Consider the following 18864-nt stretch of genomic DNA (forward strand, 5'->3'; position numbering starts at 1 on the left):
TCTCGGCATGCCCGACGCCGGAGTCGGATTCGGCATCCTGCGCTACGGAGCGCAGACCGAACTCGCCGAGCGCCCGCTGCCGTCCATCGCGTTCAACTTCTTCGGCGCGGGCAAGAGATCCGGGGCCGGTGCGGCATCCGGGGCCGCCCACGTCGTCCCGTTCACCGTCGCCCCCGAGGCACCGCCGCTGCCACCGACCGTCGCCGGGGCCATGACGATGCCCGCGGTGCTCACGGTCACCGTGTCCACGGTGCCCGGCGCCGGCGGCCGCACCCTGGTCGCCGACCTGACCTTCCCCGGCGCACTGCTGACCGACACCGAGGTCGCGGCACTCGGACAGGCCTGGGAGGACGAACTCGCAGCCGTCGTCGACCACATCGCGGCCGACCCCGATCCGGGACCGTCCCCGTCGGATGTGCCGGGTGTGGCATTGACCCAGGACGATCTCGACGTCCTCGCCGTGCGATACCCGCGGGCCGCCCTCTGGCCGCTGTCGCCACTGCAGGCCGGACTCTACTTCCAGGCCGGGATGACCTCGGCCGGTGTGGGCCGGGCGGCGTCGGTCGACGTCTACGTCACCCAGGCGGTGCTGACCCTCGGTGGCGACATCGACCGTGCCCGCATCCGGCTGGCCGCATCCGATTTGCTGGCCCATCATCGGGTACTGCGCAGCGGCTATGTCCGCACGGCCGGCGGCAGCGTCGTCGCGGTGATCCCGGACGTCGTGGACATCCCCTGGGAGACCGAAGAACTCGACACCACCGCCGCGGATCGCGAGGGGCTGATCGAGGCGATCGCGGCGCGTGAGCGGGTACGGCCGTTCGACCTGGCCGCACCGCCACTGATCCGGTTCCGGCTGGTCACCCACGGTGACACCGCTACCCTGGTGGTCACCAACCACCACATCCTGCTCGACGGATGGTCCGGGCCGCTCGTCCTCGCCGACATGCTGGCGCTCTACGTGGACGGCACCACGTTCACCGGCCGGCACGCACCGCAAGCCGGCGACTTCGGCGACCACCTCCGTCGCCTCGCCCGGATCGACCCCGCGGCGGGGACCGCCGCGTGGGATCGCATACTCGAACCGCTCGCCGAGCCGACCCTGGTGTCGTCGGATCTCGAGGTGAGCGCCGAATCGATGCCGCGCGACCACATCGCACTGCTCGATCCGGACCTGACCGCCGCGATCGGCCGGCTGGCCCGTTCCCAGGGCGTCACGGTCTCCACCGTGCTGCAGTTCGCCTGGGCGGTGCTGCTGTCGCGGATGACCGGCAACCAGGTGGTCGCCTTCGGCGAGACCGTGTCCGGACGTCCCGCCGACCTCGACGGGGTCGAGCAGATGGTCGGCCTGTTCATCAACACCCTTCCGGTGGTGGTCGACGTCGACCCGGCGGCCACCGTCGCCGACGTCCTGACCACGATGACCGCGCAGAAGACCACGGTGCTCGACCACCAGCACGTCGCGCTGTCGGAGATCGTCGGCCGCACCGGACTCCCGGCGCTGTTCGACACCCTGACCGTCTACGAGTCGTATCCGGTGGACAGCGACTCGATCGCCACCGCCGACCCGTCACTGACCGGCGGTCTGGAGATCCTCGACGTCACCGCGACCGATGCCACGCACTATCCGCTCAACCTCGCGGCATCCCCGGCCGGAGATCGGCTCTCGCTGACACTGAAGTATCTGCCCGAGGCCTTCGCCGAGCACCAGATCACCGAACTGGCCCGGGCGCTGCGGCAGGTGCTGCGCAGTGCGGTCGCCGACGCCGGGACCCCGGTCGCCGACATCGCGTTGCTGGCACCGGACCGGGCACGGGAACTGACCCCGGTGTCCGGTGGGGCCCCGGCGGAACCGAGGTTGCTCGGCGAGGTCCTCGCCGAACAGGCCGTGCGGTTCGCCGACCGGCCCGCCGTCGTCGACGCCCAGGGCGGTGCGCTGACCTACGCCGAGCTCGATCGGTACTCGACGGTCGTCGCCCGCCGTCTCATCCGGGCCGGAATCGGAGTGGATTCGGTTGTCGTGCTGGCGATCCCGCGATCGGTAGATCTCCTGGCGGCCCAATGGGCGGTGGCCCGGATCGGCGCCGCCCATCTGTCGATCGATCCGGATCACCCCGCCGAGCGGATCGCGCACATGATCACCGAGAGCCGGGCGCGGATCGCGATCACCACCGCCGCACTGCGACCGGTGATCGGGGAGGGGGCGGTGATCGGGGAGGGACCGGACACGATCGAGGTGGAATCGCTGCGATCGGCCGTCGCAACCGATTCCGGCGGACCCCTCCGGTCCGACGAACTGATCGGCCGTCCCCACCTCGATGCCGTGGCGTATGTCATCTACACCTCGGGTTCCACCGGCACCCCGAAGGGGGTCCCGGTGACCTACCGCGGTGTGCACAACTTCGCGGCGGCGCAGGTGGAGTGCTTCGGCGCCGACCACACCTCGCGTGTGTTGGCCTTCGCCTCACCGAGTTTCGACGCATCGGAACTCGAATGGCTGCTCGCCTCGGTGGCCGGTGGCGCACTGGTCTACCGCCCGGCCGATGTGCTCGGCGGCGAACCGCTCGCCCGCTTCATCGACGACAGCGAACTCACCCACGTCTTCCTCACCCCGGCGGTGCTGGGCAGTATCGGCGAACCCGACCTGCCGCATCTGCAGATGCTGGGCTCCGGGGGCGAGGCGGTACCGCAGGCACTCGTCGACCGCTGGGCCGGCCGCGTCGCATTCCACAACGCCTACGGCCCCACCGAGGCCGCGGTGGCGGTGACGATGAGCACGGCGTTGACCCCGGGGCGTCCGGTCGACATCGGCGGGCCCATCCCGGGTGTCGACCTGCTCGTCCTCGACGCGCGGCTGCGTCCGGTCCCGATCGGTGTCCGCGGCGACCTGTACGCCGCGGGGGCGGCCCCGGCGCGGGGCTACCTCGAGCGGCCCGATCTGACCGCCGAACGCTTCGTGGCCAACCCGTTCGGCCCCACCGGATCGCGGATGTACCGCACCGGCGACGTGGTGCGCTGGGCGCGTACCGACCGTGGTGACCTCGTCGTCGACTACCTCGGACGCGGCGACGACCAGGTGAAGTTGCGTGGCCTGCGCATCGAACTCGGCGAGATCGAGGAGGCGCTGACCGCCCACCCGGCCGTGGACGCCGCGGTCGTGATCGGGGTCGGCGGATCGGTCGCCACCTCGCTGGCCGCCTATGTCGTGCTCGGCCGCCCGGCCGAACCGGCCGAACTGCGCGATCACCTCGCCCGGCGGCTACCCGCACACATGGTGCCCGCCACCGTCACCGGGCTCGATGCGATCCCGCTGACCTCGGCCGGCAAGGTCGACAAGCGGGCCTTGCCCGCACCGACGGTGACCGCCGCCGGTCACGTCGAGGCACAGACCCCGGCGGAGAAGGCCGTGGCGGCAGTGTTCGCCGAGGTGCTCGGCATCCGATCGGTGTCGGCGACCGCCGGGTTCTTCGACCTGGGCGGGAACTCGCTGTCGGCGACCCGGCTGGCCGCACGCGCCGGGGAGGTCCTCGGTGCCGATCTCTCGGTCCGGGACGTGTTCGACGCACCGTCGGTGCGCGACCTCGTCGGGCTCGCCGCCCTCCGCGGCGGCACGTCGGCACCGGTCACCGCGACATCGCCGCGACCCGAACGCATCCCGCTGTCGTTCGCCCAGCAGCGCATGTGGTTCCTCAACCGCTTCGACCCGTCCTCGGCGGCCTACAACATCCCGGTGGGTCTGCGGCTGCGCGGCGACCTCGACGTCGGCGCGCTGCGGACGGCGATCGCCGACGTCGTGGCCCGGCACGAGATCCTGCGTACGACCTTCCCGGCCGTCGACGGTGCCGGGGTGCAACGGATCGCACCCGCCGAGGTGGGGACGAGCGACATCGACTGGGCCGAGGTGGCCTCGGGTGCCGAGCTCACCGCCGCCGCCACGGCCGGGTTCGACGTCACCACCCAGATACCGTTCCGGGTTCGTCTGTGGCACAGCGGCGATGACGAGTGGACACTGCTCGCGGTGATCCACCACATCGTCGGCGACGGTGAGTCCATGACCCCGCTGGTACGCGACATGATCGCGGCGTACGTCGCACGGACGGTCGGTTCCGAACCGGAATTCGTCCCGCTCACCGTGCAATTCGCCGACTATGCACTGTGGCAGCATCGGGAACTGGGATCGGTGGAGGACACCTCGTCGGTGATCGGCGGTCAGGTCGACTACTGGTCGCGCCAACTGCGCGGTACCCCCGACGTCCTCGACCTCCCGGCCGACCGGCCACGCCCGGCGGTCGCCTCGCACCGCGGTGCGCAGCTGGGGTTCTCGGTCCCGGCCGAACTCGGCGGACGGATCGACCGGCTGGCCACCGAGCACGGCGTCACCGCGTTCATGGTGGTGCACGCGGCGCTCGCGGTGCTGTTGTCGAGGTTGTCGGCCACCGACGACATCGCCGTCGCCACCCCGATCGCCGGCCGTGGCCGCCGCGAGCTCGACGCGTTGATCGGCATGTTCGTCAACACCCTGGTCCTGCGCACCCGCGTCGATCCCGGAATGACGTTCGCCGACCTGCTCGAGGAGGTGCGCACCACCGACCTCGAGGCGTTCACCCACGCCGACGTCCCGTTCGAGACCCTCGTCGAGGTCCTCGAACCCACTCGATCGCAGGCATTCTCGCCGCTGGCACAGGTGATGCTGTCGCTGACCGCCCCGGTGGTCCGGGGTCCGGTGTACGACGGCACGGGCATCGAGATGTCGACGCTCGAACCGCCCGCGGTGGCCGCGCAGGTCGACCTGTCGTTCACCCTGGCCACCGCACCCGGCGGGGACTGGACCGGATCGGTGATCTACGCGACCGACCTGTTCGACGAGTCATCGGTGGCGACGCTGGTCGACCGGTTCGTCACCGTCCTCGATGCGCTCACCGCGGCACCGGGACTCGCGGTCAACGACGCCGCGATGGTGGCACCTGCCGAACTCGACGACATCGTCGCCTTGTCGTCCGGGGCCCCGGTACCGCCCTCGGAGACGACGCTCGTGGCGCTGATGACACTCGACCGAACCGTTCCGGAGGAGCGATGACCATCCCACGACGCATCCCGCCACAGGAAGGGGCACGACGATGACCGAGATGGTCACGCTGACCGGGGAATCCACCGCACCGGCCCTGGTCTTCGGTGACCGGCGGGTCTCCTATGCCGAGTTCCGGGCGCGGGTCGACACCCTCGCCCGGCAGCTGATCTCGGCCGGGGTGGGTCCCGACGTCGCCGTGGCCGTCTGCCTCGACCGGTCGGTGGAACTACTGGTCGCGGTGCATGCGGTGGTGGCCGCCGGCGGTCAGTACGTACCCCTCGACCCGTCGGCGCCCGCCGACCGCACGGCCCACATGATCGACACCGCGGCGGCACGACTGCTGCTGACCGGCCCCGGCCCGGAATCGATCGACGTCGGTCCACCCGACGCCGCCGGTGCCCGGGTCCGGGTGCTCGGCGTCGACGCCTCGGGTCCCTTCGACCCGCACACCCCGCCGGTGACGGACGCCGACCGGCGGGCACCGCTGCATCCCGACGACGCCGCCTACACGCTGTTCACCTCCGGATCGACCGGGCGTCCCAAGGGGGTGACCGTCTCCCATCGTGCCATCGTGAACCGGCTCGACTGGATGCGGGAGTGGTACGCGATCAAGGACTCCGACGTGTTCCTGCAGAAGACGCCGGTCACCTTCGACGTCTCGGTGTGGGAACTGTTCCTGCCGTTCACGGTGGGCGCGACGCTGGTGATCGCCGCACCCGACCGGCACGGCGAGCCGGAGTATCTCGCCGGCGTGATCGTCGACCATCGGGTGTCGGTGGTGCACTTCGTGCCCTCGATGCTCGCCGCGTTCACCGACGTGCTCGGGGTGCACCGTCTGGCCGGATTGAGCTGCCTGCGACTGCTGTTCACCTCCGGTGAGGCGCTGACCGCGGCCACTGCGGGCGCCGTGCTCGGCGCCCGGCCCGGGCTGGAGCTGCACAATCTGTACGGGCCGACCGAGGCGGCGGTGGACGTCACCGCGCATCGGGTGCGGCCGGGGGAGATGGTGATACCCATCGGGGTGCCGGTACCGTCGACCTCCACGTACGTGCTCGACGCTCGCCTGCAACTGGTCCCGGTGGGAGTACCGGGCGAGCTCTACCTCGGCGGTGTCCAACTGGCCCGCGGCTATGCCGCACAGCCCGGCCTCACCGCCGAGCGGTTCGTCGCCGACCGGTTCGGTGACGGCGGCGGACGGCTCTACCGCACCGGCGACCTGGTCCGCTGGAATGCCGGTGGTGAGATCGAATACCTGGGCCGCACCGACTTCCAGGTGAAGCTGCGCGGTCAGCGCCTCGAACTCGGCGAGGTCGAGGCGGTGCTGAGCGCCGTCGACGGCGTGGTGCACGCCGCGGTCACCGTCGCGCGTGTGGGCGGCGACGACCATCTGATCGCCTACCTCGCACCCGACGAGGCCGACCTCGATGCCGCCCGGGCTGCGGTCGCCGCGGCCCTGCCGGAGTACATGCGCCCCACCGTGTGGATGCCCCTGACCACGATGCCGCTGAACGCGGCCGGGAAGGTGGCCCGCCGGGAGCTGCCGGCCCCGATACTCGGCACGGAATCCGACTATGTCGCACCGGAATCGGATCTCGAGGCGATGGTGGCGGCCGTCGTCGGCGAGGTGCTCGGGATCGACCGGGTCGGTGTGCGGACCTCGTTCTTCGATCTCGGCGGGAACTCGTTGTCGGCGACGCGTGTCGCGGCCAGGCTGGCCGACACCCTCGACCTCGACATCGCCGTCCGCGATCTCTTCGACACCCCCAGTGTGCGAGAACTGGTCTCGGCCACCGTCGGACGGGGGCGCCGCATCCCCCGGCTGACGCCGGCATCACGCCCGGAACGGATTCCGCTCTCGACCGCGCAGTCACGGATGTGGTTCATCAACCGGTTCGACCCCGACTCGGCGGCCTACAACATCCCGATGGCGCTGCGGCTCACCGGGACACTCGACGTCGCGGCCCTGCATGATGCGCTCGGTGACGTCGTCGAACGCCACGAGGTACTGCGCACGCGGTATCCCGCCGACGAGCAGGGCCCCTTCCAGCAGATCCTGGCCGCCACCGACGCCCGGGCGATGCTGGACTGGGCCGACGGATGCGACGCCGACGCGCTGCTGCACGCGGCCACCGGCGGATTCGACGTCACCACCGAACTCCCCATCCGGGCCCGCCTGGCACCCGCCGGCGAGAACCGCTGGGACCTGGTGATCACCGTGCACCACATCGCCTTCGACGGCGAGTCGACGCCGGTCTTCGTGCGGGATCTGTTGGGCGCCTATCTGGCTCGCACGGGTGCCGATGCGGGTGCGCCGGCACCCCTGCCGGTGCAGTACGCCGACTTCGCCCTGTGGCAGCGGTCGGTGCTGGGATCGGCCACCGACCCGTCGGCCCGGATGGCCGCCCAGCTCGAGCACTGGCGCACCGTCCTGACCGACCTGCCCGAGGTCACCGATCTCCCGATGGACCGTCGGCGGCCCACCGTGCTCGACACGGCGGCCGGGCTGGTCACGATCACCGTCGACGACGCGGTGGCCGACGCAGTCGAGCTGTTCGCGCGCGAGCACGACCTGACCGCGTTCATGGTGTCGCATGCCGCCCTGGCGATCACCGTGGCACGACTCGCGGTGACCACCGACGTGGTGATCGGCGCGCCAATCGCCGGTCGGACCGATGCCGCCCTGTCCGACCTGGTCGGCATGTTCGTCAACACCCTGGTGCTGCGGACCCCGGTCGATCCGGCACAGACGCTGGCGGAGTTCGTCTCGACGGTCCGCGCCGTGGACGTCGACGCCTTCACCCACTCCGATGTGCAGTTCGACGACCTGATCGACGAGCTCGCCCCCGATCGGTCCACCGCCCATCAGCCCCTCGTGCAGATCGCCATCACCCATGGGTCGGCCGATCATCGCAGCCCCGCCCCGCTCGACGCCTCGGCGATCGGGCTGACCGCCGAACCGCTGGGTGTCGCCGCCCCGGTCGCCAAGTTCGATCTCACCGTCGGCGTCACCGACCGCTCGTCCGATGGTCCGATGACCGCCGGATTCGTCTACGCCACAGCACTGTTCGACGAGTCCACGGCGCAGCGGATCGCCGACACCTGGCTACGGGTGCTGCTCGCCCTGATCAGTGCGCCGGAGACGGCCACCGGCGACGTCGACCTCCTCGACGAGCGGGCGCTGACGTCGATGCGGCCCGGCCGCGATTCCACCGGGGGCACCGGCCCGGCCGCCGACGGCGGTGTCTCCGTGCCGCGCACCCTCGTCGACATCCTCGCCGCCCGGCACACCGACCCCGACCGCCCGGCCCTGATCTGCGACGGCATCGAGCTGTCGCACGCCGAGTTCGACCGCCGCACACAGCGATTGGCACGCTCCCTGATCGGGCGGGGGATCGGCCCCGACGACGTGGTCGCGGTGGGCCTCGAACGATCCGTCGACTCGGTGATCGCCGTGTTCGGTGTGATCGCTTCCGGCGCGGCCCACGTGCCCGTCGACCCCGCCTACCCGCAGGACCGGATCGACTACATGCTGGCCGATTCCGGTGCGCGATGGGGCATCACCGATGCCCACACCCGTTCTCGGCTCGGGGACACCTGCGAGTGGATCGACGTGGCCGAGGCGACCGACGCCACCCGCAGCTCGTTGCCGGTGGAGGCCGCGGACCGGAACGGCACGGTCGGGCTCGACACCCTCGCCTACCTCGTCTACACCTCCGGGTCCACCGGTCGCCCCAAGGCCGTCGGGGTGAGCAACCGGGGACTGGGCACCCTGGTCGATGCGCTCGCCGAGATCACCGGCACCCCGGACCAGGCGCCGGACACACGCGTCCTGCACGTCGCGTCACCGAGTTTCGACGCCTCGGTGCTGGAGATGATGTGGTCGGTCGCGCTCGGTCACACCCTGGTGATCGCACCCGCGGGCGAGTACGCGGGAGCGGCACTCGGACGAATCCTCGAGCGCGACAGGGTGACCGACACCCTGATCACGCCGACCGTGCTCGCCACCGTCGATCCGGCGCGCGGCCGTGGCATCCGCAACCTGGTGACCGGCGGTGAGGCCTGCCCGCCCGAGTTGGTCGCGCGCTGGACACAGGCCCGCCCCGGCGGGCGGATGTTCAACTTCTACGGACCGTCCGAGGCCACCGTCTGGGCCACCACCGGCCGGTCGGTCCCCGGGGAACCGGTCGTGATCGGGCGTCCGGTCCGCGGATTCAGCGGCTACGTCCTCGATGCGCGCCTGCACCCGGTGCCCCAGGGTGTGGTCGGGGAGTTGTACCTGGGCACCGCCGATTCGCTCGCACGCGGGTACCTCGGCCGGCCCGGCCTGACCGCATCGTCGTTCGTGGCGGATCCGTTCACCCCGGCACCGGGGGGCCGGATGTATGCCACCGGAGATCTGGTGCGGATCACCACATCCGGGAACATCGAGTTCGCCGGTCGCGCCGACCACCAGGTCAAGATCAACGGACAGCGCGTCGAACTCGGTGAGATCGAGGCGGTGCTGGCCGGTCAGGCGGGGGTGGAGTCGGCGGTCGTCCTCGGCGTGGCCGACGACGCCGGCCGCACCCGCCTGGTCGCCTACCTCGTCCCGGACACCGCCACCGACCCCGAAACCGGGACCGGCCTGGATGCCGAGGCGGTCCTGCGGGGTGCCGCCGACCACCTCGCCGGACACATGGTGCCCCACCAGGCCGTCGTCCTGGAACAGCTGCCCACCACCCCCGGCGGCAAACTGGATCGCAAAGCCCTTCCGCGGCCGGCACTGTCGGCCCAGGACACCACCGGCGAGGCCCCGGCCACCGCAGCCGAGGAGGCCCTCGCCGCGATCGTGGCGGGTCTGCTCGGCCGCGACCGGGTCGGCGTCACCGAGTCGTTCTTCGCGCTCGGCGGCGACTCGATCATGTCCATCCAGCTCGCCTCCGCGGCCAAGGCGGCAGGGCTGCACCTGTCCCCGCGGGAGATCTTCGAGCACAAGACGATCCGCGGGATGGCCCGGGTCGCCGGGGACGACGCCGACCGGATCGACCCGCTGCCCGAACCGGCGGGTGGTCCGATCGGTGAGATGCCGATCCCGCCGATCGTGTCCTGGCTCGTGTCGGCCGCACCCACCCCGGCCGATCTCGCCGACTTCAACCAGTCGATGGTCTTCACCCGACCCGCCGGTCTCGGGACCGGTGAACTGCGTCGGGTGCTCTCGACGGTCGTCGCCGCCCACCCGATGCTGTCGGCCGCCCTACAGGTCACCGACACAGGCCCGGTGCTCACCGCCGGACTCCCGTTCGACGCCGGCACCGCGATCAGCACGCACCCCGTCGCCCACGCCCACGGTGTGCCGGGACCCGCGGGGGCATCCGGACCCGACCGGACCGCGATGGCCGAACACATCCGCGAGGCGCACGCACAGGCGGCGCGCCGCCTCGACCCGGCGACCGGTCGGGTGGTGCAGGCGGCGCTCGTCGACGACGGTGCCGGCGGTGGGCGCGTCGTCCTCGTGGTCCACCACCTCGCCGTCGACGCGGTGTCCTGGCCGATCCTCGTGGAGGACCTGGTCACCGCGTGGACGCAGGTGTCCGCCGGGCAGGAGCCGGCTGTGTGCGGTGAGGGCACGTCGTTCCGCGCCTGGCAGCACGCGCTGACCGGGCGGATCGAGCAGCACCGTGACGAACTCGGCCACTGGCTGACCCGCGGTTCCGGGGACCCGGCGACCGGGCTCGCCCGCTCCGGGCCCGCGGACTCGCCGACTGCCGGGCACCGCTATCGGGACACCGACTCGGTGGTCCGCGAGGTGACGGGCGCGGTCGCCGAGGCCGTCGCGACCGCGGTGCCCACCGCCTTCGGCGGCACCGTCGCAGACGTCCTCGTCGGTGCCCTCGCCCGCGCCATCCATCGCCGGCGGGCCGAGCGGGGGATCGACACCCACGTCCCGCTGACCGTGCTCCTCGAGGGACACGGCCGCTACGAGGACCTCCTGGCCACCGGAGACCGACCCCACCGGGCCGACCTGTCGCGCACCGTCGGCTGGTTCACCGCCATCGCACCGATCGCGCTGTCCGCCGACGGCGACATCGTCCACGCGATCAAGGAGGCCAAGGAAGAACGGGTCGGCATGCCGGCCCACGGGATCGGCTTCGGGCTGCTGCGTGAGGACGACGGCTCCGACCTCGGCACCCACCGCCTCCCGGACGTCGCGGTCAACTACCTCGGCACCCGCGTGGCCGCCGCGATCGACGGGTCGGTCCCGCCCGCCGACACGCTGCCCGCCGACACGCTGCCCGCCGACACGCCGCCCACCGACACGCCGCCCGTCGGTTTCCTGCCCGCCGGGGACGCGCCGTTCCTCCCGTCGGTGGTCGACGGCGACCTGGCGGCGATGAGCGCCCTGACGATCAACGTCGGAGCCACGACCGGTGGCACACACACCGTGTCCGCGGACTTCCGGTACGTGCCGGAAGTGTTGTCGCACAGCGATGTCGCCGACATCGCGGATCGCTGGGCGGAGGAACTCGACGCCGTCGTCCGGCATGTCACCGACGGGGGCGGGGTCGGGCTGTCGCCGTCGGACGTCCCCGGTACCGGGGTGACGCAGACCGACCTCGACGACCTGCTCGACCGGTATCGGGGTGCCGACGTCTGGCCCCTGTCGCCGTTGCAGCGCGGACTGTTCTTCCAGGCCGAGCTGGCCGGCGACACCGACGTCGATGTCTATGTGACACAGGCGATCCTGGAACTCGGACCGGAGGTCGACCTCGACCGTCTGCGCCGGGCAGGCGACGACCTGCTGATCGGCCATCGCGTGTTGCGCAGCGGCTATCTCCGCCTGGGCAGCGGAGCCGCCGTCGCGGTGGTCCCCGCGCAGGCCCGCCTGCCCTGGCAGACGGTGACCGTCGACGACGCCGCGACGGCCACCGGCCGCATCGCCGAGGTGGCGGCGGCGGAGCGGACCCGGCCGTTCGACCTGTCCGCACCGCCGCTGATGCGGGCGACCGCCATCACCCATCCCGAGGGCGTCCACGTGGTGATCACCAGTCATCACCTGCTGTTCGACGGCTGGTCGGCCCCACTGGTCCTCGCGGATCTGTTGGCGCTGTATGCAACCGGGGCCACCTACACCCGTCGGGACACCGGGGACTTCGCCGACCACCTGCGTCGCCTCGCCGACCCCGACGACGAGGCCGGACTGGCCGCCTGGCGGCGAATGCTGGCGCCGGTGGAGGCGCCGACACTCGTCGCTCCGGGTGCCCGGATCACCGCGGATGCGATGCCCGCGGATCTGGTCGTCCCGATCGAGGCCGACCTGGTGGCCGCGGTCGACCGCCTCGCCCGGGCACACGGTGCGACCGTCTCCACCGTGCTGCAGACCGCATGGGCGATCTTCCTCGCCGAGTTCACCGGCAACCGCGTGGTGGTGTTCGGCGAGACCGTTTCGGGTCGTCCCGCCGACCTCGACGGTGTGGAATCCATGGTCGGTCTGTTCATCAACACCCTGCCCGTGGTGGTCGACGTCGACCCGGACCTCTCGATCTCAGGGCTGCTGGAAAACGTTCAGGCGGACAAGGTCTCGGTGCTCGATCACCAGCAGCTCGGGCTGCCCGAGATCGTCGCGGCAGCCGGGGTCCCGGTGGTGTTCGACACGCTCACGGTGCACGAGTCCTACCCCGTCGACCGGGACTCGGTGACCGCTGCGGCGCCGGGGACGGGCCTGACGATTCGGGGGATCTCCACCCGGGACGCCACGCACTACCCGCTGAACCTGGCGTCGGCGCCTGCCGGTGACGCGCTCACCCTGACGCTGAAGTACCTGCCGTCGGCCTTCGACGCCGCACAGGTCACGGTGTTCGGTGGGGTCCTCCGGCAGATCCTGCGGTCGATGGCGACCGCACCGGCCATGCCGGTCGGGCGGATCGAGCTCGTCGCGCCCGGCGCCCGCACCGATGCGGTGATCGCACCGCGCCTGCCCGCGACCACCCCGGTCACGATCCCCGACCTGCTGGCCGGCCGAACGGTCGACGCCGGTCACCCGGCGCTGATCTGCGACGGACACGTGCTCGATCACGCGGAGTTCGAGGCCCGGACCAACCGGGTGGCGCGGTCGTTGATCGGCCGGGGGATCGGGGTCGAGGACGTCGTCGCGGTGGGCATCGAGCGATCCGTCGACTCCGTCGTCGCCGCGTGGGGCGTGCTCAAGAGCGGCGCCGCCTACCTGCCGATCGATCCCGCACACCCCGATGACCGGATCGCCTTCATGATCGGTGACTCCCGGGTGAGCACCGGACTCACCACCGCGGCCACCCGCCCGCGACTGGGCGAATCGGACTGCCGGTGGCTCGAACTCGACGAGGTGACGGCCCACGGGTCACCGGCACCGATCGGTGCCGACGAGCGCCACGGGCAGCTGCGCGTCGACGGACTGGCCTACCTGATCTACACATCGGGAACCACCGGACGCCCCAAGGCCGTGGCGGTCTCGCACCGGGGTGTGGCCACCCTCGTCGCCGAACTCGCCGCTCTCACCGGCGACCGCGGTGCCGGTCCGGACACCCGCGTCCTGCATGTGGCGTCACCGGGCTTCGACGCGTCGTTCTTCGAGATGGTCTGGGCCGCCGCCGGCGGTCACACCCTGGTCATCGCCCCCGCCGGCGACTACGCCGGCCGCGCGCTGGGCACCGTGTTGCGCCGCGATCGCGTCACCGACATGGTGATCACCCCTTCGGTGCTCGCCACGCTGGAGGTCGCCGACGCCACGGGCGTGCGCCTGCTCGCGACGGCCGGTGAGGCATGCCCGCCCGATCTCGTCACCCGCTGGGCCGGTGACGGCCGCGTGATGGTCAACCTCTACGGTCCCACCGAGTCCACGGTGTGGTCCACGGTGGCCGGTCAGACACCCGGGGCGGAGGTGACCATCGGTCGCGGTATCCGCGGGATGGCCACCTACGTGCTCGACGACCGGCTGCGCCCGGTGCCACGCGGGATGGTGGGCGAGCTGTATCTGTCCTCCGAGGTGTCACTGGCCCGCGGATACCTCAACCGAAGTGCCCTCACCGCAACACGATTCGTTGCCGACCCGTTCGCCGGTCCGGGTGGGCGGATGTATGCCACCGGCGACCTGGTGCGGGTGCGTGCCGGTGGCGACCTCGAGTATGCGGGCCGCGCCGACCACCAGGTGAAGATCAACGGTCAACGCGTCGAACTCGGTGAGATCGAGGCCGTGCTCACCGGTGTGGACGGCGTGAGTGCGGCGGTGGTCCTCGGGGTCGGCTCGCCGGCCGTCGCGCTCGTCGCCCATCTCGTCGCCCCCGCCGATCTCGACATCGGTGTGGTCCGGGCAGTTGCGGCGAAACGCCTTCCGGCGCATATGGTCCCGGGCGCATTCACCATCCTGGACGCCTTGCCGCTCACCCCGACCGGCAAACTCGACCGGGATGCGCTGCCCGACCCGCTGCACGACGGCGCGGACCTGCCCTACGTCGCCCCGGCCACCCCCGACGAGGAGGCCGTCGCGGGTGTGTTCGGTGAGGTGCTCGGCGTCGACCGGGTGGGTGCCACCGCGTCGTTCTTCGACGCCGGCGGCAACTCGCTGTCGGCGGCCCGGCTCGCGGCCCGGCTGTCGGATCGCTTCGACGCCACCGTGACCGTGCGCGATGTCTTCGACGCACCCACGGTGCGGTTGCTCGCCGACCTCGTCGGCAGCGATGCGAAGGCCCGTGCACGCGCGCCGATCACCGCGGCCTCCCCACGGCCGCCGGAGATCCCGCTCTCGTTCGCACAGCGGAGGATGTGGTTCGTCAACCGCTTCGATCCCGCCGCTGCCACCTACAACATCCCGGCCGTGCTGCGGGTCGACGGACGTCTCGACATCGAGGCTCTGCGCGCGGCACTCGTCGACGTCGTCGGCCGCCACGAGATCCTGCGGACCACCTTCCCCGACGTCGACGGCGTGCCCCGGCAGCAGGTGCATCCGGCCGCGGATGCCGGGCGTCTGCTGGACTGGGCGGTGCTCGATTCGGTCACCCGGCTCGAGGCCGCCGTCACCGCCGGCTTCGATGTCACCACCGAGTTCCCGATCCGCGCACGCCTGTGTCCTGTGCCCGGCGGTGCCCACCTCATCGCGGTGGTGCTCCACCACATCGCCGCCGACGGCGAGTCGGTGGGCCCGCTGGTCGGCGATCTCGCCTCGGCCTACCGGTCGCGGGTCGAGGGCCGGGCCCCGCAGTGGACCCCGCTCGACGTGCAGTTCGCGGACTTCGCGATCTGGCAGCACCGCGTACTCGGCGACCCGGCCGACGAGCAGTCGCCGGTCGGGACGCAACTGGTCTACTGGCGTGAGCGTCTCGCCGGGCTCCCCGACGTGCTCGCTGTGCCGACCGATCGGCCACGTCCACCGGTGCAGTCCCATCGCGGCGCCACCGCCGATCTCGTGATCCCGGCCGCGGTCGCCGCGCGGCTCACCGCGGTGGCGGCAGAGCACGCGATGACGCCGTTCATGGTGCTGCACGCGGCGGTCGCGGTGCTGTTGTCGCGGTTGTGTGCAACCGACGACATCGCCGTCGCCACCCCGACGGCGGGCCGCGGCCAGGCGGTGCTCGATCCCCTGATCGGGATGTTCGTCAACACTCTGGTGCTGCGGACGCAGGTCCGGGGGAGCGACTCGTTCACCGATCTGCTGGCCCGGGTCCGCGCCGACGACCTGGCCGCATTCGCCCACGCCGACGTCCCGTTCGAGGCACTGGTGGAGGCGATCGATCCGGTTCGGTCCGAGTCGTTCTCGCCGCTCGCCCAGGTGATGCTCGCACTCGACCAGGCGTCGGCGACGTCGGGCGCCGCAGCGGTGCCGGCCGTCGAGATCGCGGGTCTGCACGTGGAACCGGTTGCCGCGCCCGCGGTCCCGGCACAGTTCGACCTGACCGTGTCGATCGCCACCGCGCCCGAGGGTCGGGACTGGGGTGGATCGGTGGTGTATGCGAGCGACCTGTTCGATCCATCCACCATCGAGGGGTTCGTCGCACGATTCGTCGCCGGACTCACCGATCTGCTCGCCGATCCCGGTGCGGCGGTGGGCGATACATCGTTGCTGCTACCGGACGAGAGCTCCGGGCTGGCGGTGTGGACGGCCGGGCCGCACGAGGACGTGGCACCGCTGCTGCTACCGGACGCGCTGGCGGCGCAGGCGATGCGGACACCGGGCGCGGCCGCCCTGGTCAGCGGTGATCGCGTGGTGGGCTATGCCGAGTTCGCCGCCCGGGTGTCGGCGTACGCCCGTGCGCTGATCGCACTCGGCGTCGGGCCCGATGTCGCCGTGGCCGTGTGCATCCCGCGATCGGTGGAGATGGTGATCGCCGTACACGCGGTGGTGGCCGCCGGTGGGCAGTACGTGCCGGTGGACGTCGAGGCACCGGTCGGGCGGGTGCGGTCGATGTTCGAGACCGCCGACGTCCGGGTACTGCTGGTGGACCGATCCGGCCGGTCGGTGTCGGCCGCCGATGTCGCCGCGGAATCCGGTGTCCCGGTGCACACGGTGGATGCCGGCGGGCCGGTGCCCGCCGGCGACGGCGATGGGTCCCCCGTGGTCGACGCCGAGCGGACCGCGTCGCTCGGCCCGGACAGTGCCGCGTACACCCTGTTCACCTCGGGATCGACCGGAACGCCCAAGGGCGTCACCGTCGGCCATCGGGCGATCGTCAACCGGCTGGTGTGGATGCAGCGCGACCATCCGCTGACCGCCGCGGACGCGGTGGTACAGAAGACGCCCTACACCTTCGACGTATCGGTGTGGGAACTGTTCTGGCCGTTCCTGATCGGCGCCCGTCTGGTGATCGCCGAGGCGGACCGTCACGGCGACCCCCGCTACCTCGCCGACCTGATGGCCGCCCGGCGGGTGTCGGTGGCGCACTTCGTGCCGTCGATGCTGTCGGCATTCCTCGATGTCGTCGACGCCGGTCGGTTCGCCGCACTCGACGCGCTGCGGTTGCTGTTCACCTCGGGTGAGGCGCTGCCGCCCACCGTGGCGCAGACCACGCTCGCCGCGTTGCCGCGGACCCGGCTGCACAACCTGTACGGGCCCACCGAGGCGGCCGTCGACGTGGCCGGGCACGAGGTGACGGTGGGGGAGACGGTGGTGCCGATCGGACGGCCGGTACTCAACACCACCACCCATGTCCTCGACGCGCGGCTGCGGCCGGTACCGCCGGGAGTGGCCGGCGAACTGTATCTCGGTGGCGTGCAGGTGGCACGGGGATACGCGGCACGTCCCGACCTCACCGCCGAACGGTTCGTCGCCGACCCCTTCGGTGTGGCCGGGAGCCGTCTCTACCGCACCGGTGACCGCGTGCGGTGGGATCGGGAGGGTCGGCTGGAGTATCTGGGGCGCAACGACTTCCAGGTCAAGTTGCGTGGCCGGCGCCTCGAGCTCGGGGAGATCGAGGCGGTGCTGTCGGGGGCCCCTGGGGTGGTCCACGCCGCGGTGATCGTCGCATCGGGCCCGGCCGGTGACCGGCTGGTCGCCTACCTCGCCCCGGCCGGCGCCGACGTCGAGTCCGCCCGTGCCCTCGCCGCGGGCCGGCTCCCCGAGTACATGCGACCCGACGTCTGGACGACCCTCCCGGAGATGCCACTGAACGTGGCCGGAAAGGTCGACCGGAAGTCGTTGCCGGACGTGGCCGCCGAACCGGCTGCGTATGTCGCCCCCGCCACCGAGGTGGAACGTATGGTGGCGCAGGTGTTCGCCGAGATCCTCGACGTCGACCGGGTCGGTGCCACCGACTCGTTCTTCGACCTCGGCGGCAACTCGCTGGCGGCCACGCGGGTGGTCGCCCGGGCCGGCGAGCGGTACGGTCTGAGAATCGAATTGCCCTGGCTCTTCAGCGATCCCACCGTCGGCTCGCTGGCCCGCCGGATCGCCGATCACACTGTCCTCGCCGGTGACGTGCTCATCGCCCTCCGGGCGCAGGGGCAGCGACCGCCGCTGTTCTGTGTGCATCCGGCCGGGGGGCTGGCGTGGTTCTATGGCGGCCTCGCCCCGTATCTGACCGACCGTCCGATCTACGGCCTGCAGGACCCCCACGTGATCCTCGGCGAGCCGACCGCCGACGCCGAGACGCTGGCCCGCCGGTATGTCGCGGAGATCCGCCGGGTCCGCCCGCACGGGCCCTATCACCTGCTCGGCTGGTCGGTGGGCGGTGTGATCGCGCATGCGATGGCGCTCCGCCTCGAGGCGGACCACGAGGAGGTGGCCTTCCTCGGGATCATGGACGCAGCGCCGGAGGCGGACGACCCGGGTACCGCCGGGGCGTCGGCGGTATCCGACGCGGGCGACGCGGTCTCGGGGTCGCAAGATTCGTCGGTCGCGGCAGATCTGCTCGGTGGTTGGCGCGACCTGTTCGATCTCGGCGACGAGGTCCGCGCCGAGTCGACGGAGGAACTGACCGCGATCATCCGGGCGCAGATCGCCGGGATGGGCCTGCTCGCCGACGATCAGGTGGAGCGGATCATGGAGAGTTTCGCGGCCTCCGACGAGGCCGTGCTCGGGTACCGGCCCGGCGTGTTCGGCGGCGGTGCGCATGTCTTCGTCGCCACCGCCGACAAGGAGGACCCGGTGCGTGTCGTGGACGCGTGGCGGCCGTACGTGTCGGGTTCGGTGCGCGACACCGAGGTGGACACACACCATCTCGGGATGGCCGACGAGTCGTCGCTCGAGGTGATCGGCCCGGTGCTCGACGAGGTGCTGACGACTGCGGACCGGCACGGCTCGTCCACGTGGAGGCCGGTGTGGGGAGGGCCTGGGTTCGGACCGTAACCTGAAA

The 18864-nt window shown here is 71.7% G+C and carries 2 protein-coding genes (1 of these 2 running past the window's edge); both read left to right on the forward strand.

The genetic code is table 11. From position 1 onward, the window contains the following. Positions 1–5077: the 3' portion of a non-ribosomal peptide synthase/polyketide synthase gene (locus ACWDUA_RS14830; protein WP_449751763.1), read on the forward strand. It extends 35240 nt beyond the left edge of the window; only the last 5077 of its 40317 coding nucleotides appear in the window; its start codon lies beyond the left edge, outside the window; it ends in the stop codon at positions 5075–5077. 40 nt (positions 5078–5117) lie between these two features. After that, the gene (locus ACWDUA_RS14835; protein WP_449751764.1) at positions 5118–18857 is read left to right on the forward strand and encodes an amino acid adenylation domain-containing protein; all 13740 of its coding nucleotides are present in this window, start codon (positions 5118–5120) and stop codon (positions 18855–18857) included. Positions 18858–18864 lie beyond the last annotated feature (7 nt).

This window comes from Gordonia sp. NPDC003376 (assembly GCF_053589235.1).